This window comes from Streptomyces sp. NPDC005811 (assembly GCF_040630405.1).
Classification (GTDB): Bacteria; Actinomycetota; Actinomycetes; order Streptomycetales; family Streptomycetaceae; genus Streptomyces.
In genome coordinates, this window is the sequence record NZ_JBEXXK010000087.1 from 25772 (window position 1) to 33010 (window position 7239).

Annotated in this window: 6 protein-coding genes; 3 read left to right on the forward strand and 3 right to left on the reverse strand. The window is 72.9% G+C overall.

Annotated elements, in window-relative coordinates:
* Nucleotides 1-28 precede the first annotated feature (28 nt).
* Both ABZ490_RS49100 and ABZ490_RS49105 read left to right on the forward strand, forming a co-directional pair.
* On the forward strand, nucleotides 29-709 hold the full coding sequence (locus ABZ490_RS49100; RefSeq protein ID WP_359006504.1) for a hypothetical protein: 681 nt from the start codon (nucleotides 29-31) through the stop codon (nucleotides 707-709).
* Complete coding sequence (locus tag ABZ490_RS49105; RefSeq protein WP_359006486.1) at nucleotides 703-1335, forward strand: hypothetical protein; 633 nt, start codon at nucleotides 703-705, stop codon at nucleotides 1333-1335. Before ABZ490_RS49100 ends, ABZ490_RS49105 begins: the two co-directional genes overlap by 7 nt.
* On the opposite strand, the gene ABZ490_RS49110 is transcribed toward ABZ490_RS49105, so the two are convergent.
* Together ABZ490_RS49110 and ABZ490_RS49115 are read right to left on the reverse strand one after the other, a co-directional pair.
* Nucleotides 1329-1685 carry a hypothetical protein gene (locus ABZ490_RS49110; protein WP_359006489.1) on the reverse strand — a complete coding sequence of 119 codons (357 nt, stop codon included), beginning with the start codon at nucleotides 1683-1685 and terminating at the stop codon, nucleotides 1329-1331. The two genes, ABZ490_RS49105 and ABZ490_RS49110, sit on opposite strands and share 7 nt — an antisense overlap.
* Nucleotides 1686-1781: 96 nt before the next feature.
* Nucleotides 1782-4883 (reverse strand): tetratricopeptide repeat protein, encoded by a 3102-nt coding sequence (locus ABZ490_RS49115; RefSeq protein ID WP_359006492.1) that lies wholly within the window; start codon nucleotides 4881-4883, stop codon nucleotides 1782-1784.
* A 287-nt stretch (nucleotides 4884-5170) separates the two neighbouring features.
* On the opposite strand from ABZ490_RS49115, the gene ABZ490_RS49120 reads away from it, so the two are divergent.
* Nucleotides 5171-5629 carry a hypothetical protein gene (locus ABZ490_RS49120; RefSeq protein ID WP_359006495.1) on the forward strand — a complete coding sequence of 153 codons (459 nt, stop codon included), beginning with the start codon at nucleotides 5171-5173 and terminating at the stop codon, nucleotides 5627-5629.
* Between the two features lie 81 nt (nucleotides 5630-5710).
* On the opposite strand, the gene ABZ490_RS49125 is transcribed toward ABZ490_RS49120, so the two are convergent.
* Nucleotides 5711-7078, reverse strand: coding sequence for an L-serine ammonia-lyase (locus tag ABZ490_RS49125; RefSeq protein WP_359006498.1), 1368 nt, complete (start codon nucleotides 7076-7078; stop codon nucleotides 5711-5713).
* Nucleotides 7079-7239: the final 161 nt, after the last annotated feature.

The following is a 7239-nucleotide window of genomic DNA, read 5'->3' on the forward strand; positions in this document are numbered from 1 at the left end:
ACGAACGAGAGGCAGACACATGCACGGAGTGCCCTTGACCGAGCGGGTCCTGGAGACCGTCCGCCGCGATCCCGCCGCGAGCGCGCTGCCGTATCTGCTCCCGCACGTGAACGTGCCCTGGGTGGAGGGCGGCGTCGCCCGGCCGATGGCCGAGGACGCGCTCGCCGAGGCCGTGTTCCCGTCGGGGCGTCCGCTGTCGCCGAGCCTGCGCGCCTGGCTGGCGTACGACACCGGCCTGCTGGAGCGCCACGGATGGTTCGCCCCGGACGGCTCCTTCGCGCCGCGCCCGCTCGACGCACTGGTCGGGGACGAGATGGGCGACTTCTGGGGCAAGGAGTTCGCCTGGCTGTCCGGGCGTCTCTCCGAGTGCTTCCTGCTCCCCGGCGGCTCCGACTCCCGGCGCGTCCTGGCCGTCACCGAGCCGGACGAGGAGGGCGAGTACCCCGTGCTCGCCCTCGACCTCGACGACATGCCGTACCTGGGCCTGATGTACCCGGGCTTCGACGTCTACGTCGCCGACACGGCGGGCCTGCTGGACCTCGACGAGCGCACGTCGTACACCGACCTGATCGGCGACCCGGTCTACGGCCCCCGGATGCGCCGGCACGCCGCACAGTGCTTCGCGGGCGAGGCCTGTGTGGAGTACCCCTTCGAGTTCACGGCCGCGTTCGCCGAGCTCCACCCCGGGCGCGGGGATTCCGCGTGCTGACCCTGTCCACCTGGCGGGACCGCTTCGACCGGCTGCCGGACACCTCGGCGGTGGCCCGGCGCACCGGCGGCCAGATCGCCGACTTCCTCCGGCACGACCACGGCTGGTACCACCACACCGGCGACCTGGTCCTGCCCGAGGACACCGACCTGGACCTGGCGCTGGTCGTCGACGGCGACCTGGTGGTGGACGGCTTCCTGGACGACCGCGGCTCCGGCGCCGGCATGCTCGTCGTCCTCGGCGATCTGGTGGTCCGGGACCTGCTGTCCTGGGGCGCCCTCTACGTCGGCGGCGACCTGCGCGCGCGGGGCCTGGTCCACGGGTACTACAACGACTTCACCTTCGAGGTGGCCGGCGCGGTCCACGCCCGGGTCCTCGTCCTGGACGACAAGTTCGCCGACTACCGCGGGGGAACGCTGGAGGCGGAGATCGCGGCGTACGACCCGGCGCCGGACCAGCTCGCCGCGGCCCGGAGCATCCTGGTCCCGGAGGTGTACGAGGACGAGGACGAGGACGAGGACCAGGACGAGGCCGAGGCCGACGACCCGGACGCGCACCGGCCCCGCCACGAGCGCGTCCGCGCCCGGCTGCACGCAGGCCAGCCCCTCTTCAGGGACGGTCAGTAGGTGATGTCGTCCGCGCCGTCGCCGCCCAGGTCGTACAGGGCACAGAGCTCGGGTTCAAGGTCGTACCACTCCGCAATCAGCTCACGGTCCCCGGTCTCCCGCGCCGCGACCGCGACGGCGCGCAGGGCGTCGACCAGCGGGGCGCCGTCCTGCCCGGACTGCTCCGGCGCGAACCCGCGCCGGAGCAACACGTCCTCCACCCGCCCGTACGTCAGCGAGCAGTCGAACCGCTCCTGATACCGGTACAGCGAGCCGATCCAGTCCCGCACCCGGCGCTCGTCCGGCGGGTACCAGGCGTCCAGGACCCGGACGGACTGCTCCACCAGGTCCTCCACCTCATGATCCGACACGTGGCGCCCCTGACACTCGATGATGTTCACCGCCGGCCCGCCCCGGGCCGGCGTCCCACTGCGGTGGCCGAGGATGTGAAGACTCTCCGAGGCGAACTACCCCGCGGTCACCGAGAGAAGCGCCTTGCGCGTCTCCTCGGCGCGTGGCGAGCCCAGCGCGGTGTACAGGGACAGCGCCTGCCGGAAGTGGTCGACGGCGTGCTCGCGCTCCCCCCTGCTCTGCCGGACGACGGCCGCACCGAGGTGGGCACGGGCCTGCTCCTCCTGCTCCCCGATGCCACGGGCGACCTCCAGCGCCGCGGCGTGCGCGTCCAGGGCCTCGCCGTGCCGTCCGGCGCCGTGCAGGGCCTCTCCCAGACCGTTGAGAGCGCCGGCCTCCCCGTACGCCTCCCCGGTGCGCCGGAAGTGGACCAGGGCCTGGTGCTGATGCTCGCAGGCCTCGTCGTACCGGCCCTGACGGCACAGCGCGTCCCCCAGGTTGGACAGCGCGTGCGCCTCTCCCCCGGTGTGTCCGAGCCTGCGGAAGAGAGCGAGCGCCTGCTCGAACCGGACGGTCGCCGCAGAGTGGTCCCCGAGCCGCGCCAGGACGATCCCCAGGTTGCCGAGGGCGCTGGCCTCACCGAACGTGTGACCCGTCCGCCGATACAGGGCCAGCGCCTGCTGATAGCGCTCGATCGACGCCGGGTAGTCCTCCAGCAGTTCCTGCACGATGCCCAGGTTGTTCAGCACGTCGGCCTCACCGGGGGCGTCACCGACCGCGCGGAACAGCTCGACCGCCCTCTCGTGCTGCTCGGCGGCCTCCCGGTAGCGGCCCTGCAACTCGTGCAGCACGCCCACGTTGGTGAGATGACGGGCCTCGCCCGCCCGGTACCCGATCCGGCGGCACAGCGACAGCGCGTCCGCATGGTGGCGGTGGGCGCTCTCGTAGTCCCCGAGCCTGCGGTGCACCGCGCCGAGGCAGGCGAGGACGTCGACCTCACCACGGGCGTCCCCCACGGCACGGGCCACCCGCACGGCGTGCGAGTGAATGGTCAGCGCGTCGGTGAAATGGCCCGAGCGCTCGTAGTGGCGGTGGAGCGTGGTGGCGATCCGCACGGTGTGCCGGGACGGCCCCGGTTCCTCGGTCCGGGAACACAGCGCGACCAGGGTGGGCTGCGCGGCGCTCAGCCATGCGCGGCACTCGTCGGCCGTGCGCAGGGGCGGCAGACCGGTGTCCGGGATCTCGACGGCCGGACGCAGATGCCGTTCGCCCGGGTACAGCACGTCCATGGCCGCCGACGACGCGGCCAGGCAGTGGTCCAGCAGGCGGGACAGGGCGGCGGCGCACTCCTCGGGCCCGTCGTGCCGGGGCGCGAGTTCGGCGGCGTACGCGTGCAGCAGGTCGTGCATGCCGTGGCGGCCGGGCCCGCTGCGGTGCACCAGGTGCGCGCGGGACAGGACGTCCAGGTGGCGCCGGGCGCGTTCCACACTCTCGCCCGCCAGCGCGGCGGCCGCGTACACGTCCACGTCGGGCCCCGGGTGCAGGCCCAGCAGCCTGAACAGGCGCGCCTCCTGTTCGGGCAGACGGTCGTAGGACCAGGAGAAGACGGCCCGCACCGCGCCGCGCGGGTCTCCGTCGCCCGAGTCCAGCAGATCCAGGCGCCGCCGGTGGTCCCGGAGTTCCTCCACCAGGTGCGCGAGCGGGTCCGCAGGACGTGACAGCACGAGTTCGGCCGCCACCCGCAGGGCCAGGGGCAGCCACCCGCACTGCTCGGCCAGGGCATCGGCGGCCGCCTCGTCCGAGTCGACGCGCGCTTTGATCAGGGCGCGCAGCAGGGCGAGAGCCTCGGGCGGGGAGAGGACGTCGAGGATCACGCGGTGCGCGCCGTGCACCGACACCAGGGACGACAGCGAGTCCCGGCTCGTGATCACCACTTTGCACGTGGGGCTTCCGGGCAGCAGCGGGCGCACCTGGGCGGCGGAGGCCGCGTTGTCCAGGAGGACGAGCAGACGCCGTCCGTCGACCGCGGTCCGGTAGCGCGCGGCGCGGTCGTTGAGCCGCAGGGGTATCTCCTGGCCGGGAACGCCCAGGGCGGTGAGGAAGCCGGCGAGGGCCTGAGCGGCGGAGACGGGTTCGTCCGGGTCGTAGCCCCGCAGGTCGACGTAGAGCTGTCCGTCGGGGAAGGCCTCTCGCACCTGGTGTGCCCAGCGCACGGCGAGCGCGGTCTTGCCGACGCCCGCCGTGCCGGAGACGGCGGAGACCACCACCGCCGAACCGGGCTCCCCCGCGTGCGGGCCACCGGCGGGCACGAGGTGCCGTGTGAGTTCGGCCAGTTGCTGCTCGCGCCCACTGAAATGGCTCACCTGCATGGGGAGTTGGGCGGGCACGGGGTCGGAGGGCGGTGCCGGCGGCCGGCCGGCGACCGGGCCGGGGCCCGCCCCCGGCGGCTCCTCCTGCCCCGCCCCGCGCAGTATCTCCTCGTAGACGGACCGCAGTTCAGGGCCCGCGGCCACGTCCAGCTCGGAGCGCAGCCGCCGGCTGACACCGGTGTAGGTGTCCACCGCCTCGGCCGTCCTTCCGGCGACGGCCAGGGCGCGGATCACCTCCACGACGAGCGGCTCGCACAGCGGATGCTCCGCCAGCAGGGGCTGCAGAACGGGGGGCACGTCCTCGTGCCTTCCCTGCTGCCGCACGGCGCGGGCCCAGGCGAGCGCCGCCTCCACGCGCTCCTGCGACCAGGCGGTCCGCGTGCGCTCCGCCCACGACCCCGCCAGTCCCTCCAGCGGCACACCGCGCCACAACGCCAGTGCTTCCTGCAGGACTTGGGCACGACGGGTGTCGGACAGGTGCGGCTCGCGCCCCTGGGCGACGAGAGAGCGGAACCGGAGCAGATCGAGGGTGTGCTCGTCGGCGTCCAGGACGTATCCGCCGGAGGCCCGGCGGATGGCGAGCGGCGGCGCCTCCGCCCCCTCACGGGCCCGCGTGGCCGCGGCGTCGCCGAGGAGTCGGCGCAGACGGCTGATGTGCGCGTAGAGGACCGACCGCGCCCCCTCGGGCGGAGCGGCGTCCCAGACGCGATCCACCAGCGTGCTCACGGGGACCGGTCGGCCCGCGTCGACGGCCAGTGCCGCCAGGACCGCGCGGCGACGCGGCTGCCCGACGTCGACCGCACGCCGGCCGACACGCAGTTCCAGGGGTCCGAGAAGGTGCAGATTCATCGTGCCTCACCCGGGACGGGCGGCGGAACGGCCGGCCGGTGGCGGGGACTTCGTCCGCCGGGCAGCGGCCGGGATTCCAAGCGGCCCTCCACCATTGGTTCCGGGGCCGCGCCGGGGCGGCCGTCACAAGTTTTTCGCAAGATTCACCGTAGATCCTCGCCTCACGTGCCGTCAGGCGGATCGCGGCAGACGCCGTGCGCCGCCGACGGGCCGCAGCGGGCTCGCGCAGAGCCACCCCCCAATGCAACAGAAGAATGGATCAGCCCATGGGCAGGATGATGTCCCGAGTGAAGAACCGGACGGCCGTCGCTGTCGCCGCGACCGCCTTGATGGCGTCCGGTGCGGTCGTCGCGGGCGCCACGACCGCCTCCGCCGACGGGTGCGTGGGCCCTCTATGCGGCGCGGTGAAGAACCGGACCGGTGAGACCATGCACTACACGACGAGTCTCGGTGAGGGTCCGCACTACTGTGACGTGTGGAACTGGGGCGGCGGCACCGGGAGCGAGTTCAAGCACGCCAAGTGCGCGCAGCTGACGTTCGGCAACGGAACGCGCGGCGGCAACGGCACCGGCGTCGACGTCGACGCCTTCACGTTCGCCGGCCACGGCTACCACGAGCGGTTCTCGCGGGTCGGCACCTGGCACTGGCGGGCGAAGGGCGTCTGGACGAAGGTCCGCACCGGTGAGATCGCCGACTGCGGCATCGGCGACAGCAACGAGGTCTGGTGCACCGTCCTCGTGCAGTGAGACGAGGACACCCCGCCGCGTAGGCAGGGAAGGCCCCGACAGCGCCGAAAGAAGCGAACGCGCCGGTCAGGGGCCATCCCCTCAGCACTCGATGATGTTCACCGCCAGCCCGCCCCGGGCCGTCTCCTTGTACTTCACGCTCATGTCGGCGCCCGTCTCCTTCATGGTCTTGATGACCTTGTCGAGGGAGACCTTGTGGGAGCCGTCGCCGCGCATGGCCATCCGGGCGGCGGTGACCGCCTTGACCGCGGCCATGCCGTTGCGCTCGATGCACGGGATCTGCACCAGGCCGCCCACGGGGTCGCAGGTCAGGCCGAGGTTGTGCTCCATGCCGATCTCGGCGGCGTTCTCCACCTGTTCCGGGCTGCCGCCGAGCACCTCGGCGAGGGCGCCGGCCGCCATCGAGCAGGCGGAGCCGACCTCGCCCTGGCAGCCGACCTCGGCGCCGGAGATGGAGGCGTTCTCCTTGAAGAGCATGCCGATCGCGCCCGCCGCGAGCAGGAAGCGGACCACGCCCTCCTCGTCCGCGCCGGGGACGAAGTTGACGTAGTAGTGCAGGACGGCGGGGATGATGCCCGCCGCGCCGTTGGTCGGAGCGGTCACGACCCGGCCGCCGGCCGCGTTCTCCTCGTTCACCGCCATCGCGTAGAGGGTGATCCACTCCATGGAGTGCGCCAGCGGGTCGCCGTCGGCGCGGAGCTGGCGGGCGGTCACGGCGGCCCGGCGGCGGACGCGCAGCCCGCCCGGCAGGATGCCCTCCCGGGACATGCCCCGGGCGACGCACGCCTGCATCACCCGCCAGATGTCGAGGAGACCCTCGCGGATCTCCTCCTCGGTCCGCCAGGCCCGCTCGTTCTCCAGCATCAGCGCGGAGATCGACAGACCCGTCTCCCGGGTCAGGCGCAGCAGCTCGTCGCCCGTGCGGAAGGGGTACTTCAGGACCGTGTCGTCCAGCTTGATGCGGTCCGCGCCCACCGCCTCCTCGTCGACGACGAAACCGCCGCCCACCGAGTAGTACGTCTTCGTCAGCAGCTCCGCGCCCGAGGCGTCGTACGACCGGATGGTCATGCCGTTGGCGTGGTACGGGAGCGCCTTGCGGCGGTGCAGGACCAGGTCGTCGTCGAAGGAGAACGGGATCTCGCGCGTGCCGAGCAGCCGCAGCCGGCCCGACTCCTTGATCTGTTCCACCCGCTCGTCGGCGGTCTCCACGTCCACCGTGCGGGGTGAGGCGCCCTCCAGGCCGAGCAGGACCGCCTTGGGGGTGCCGTGGCCGTGGCCGGTGGCGCCGAGGGAGCCGTACAGCTCGCAGCGGACCGAGGCGACGGAGTCCAGCAGGGCGTCGCCGTTCAGGCGCGCCGCGAACATCCGGGCCGCGCGCATCGGGCCGACCGTGTGCGAGCTGGACGGGCCGATGCCGATCGAGAAGAGGTCGAAGACCGAGATGGCCACGGGGATTCCTTACAGAAAGGGTGGGGGCACACACCTTCGGGTACCCCCACCAGGGAACTACTTGTTCAGACCGGGGTAGAGCGGGTGCTTGGCGGCGAGGGCCTCGACGCGGGCCTTGAGCGCCGGGGCGTCGTGGGCCGGCTTGAGGGCCTGGGCGATGA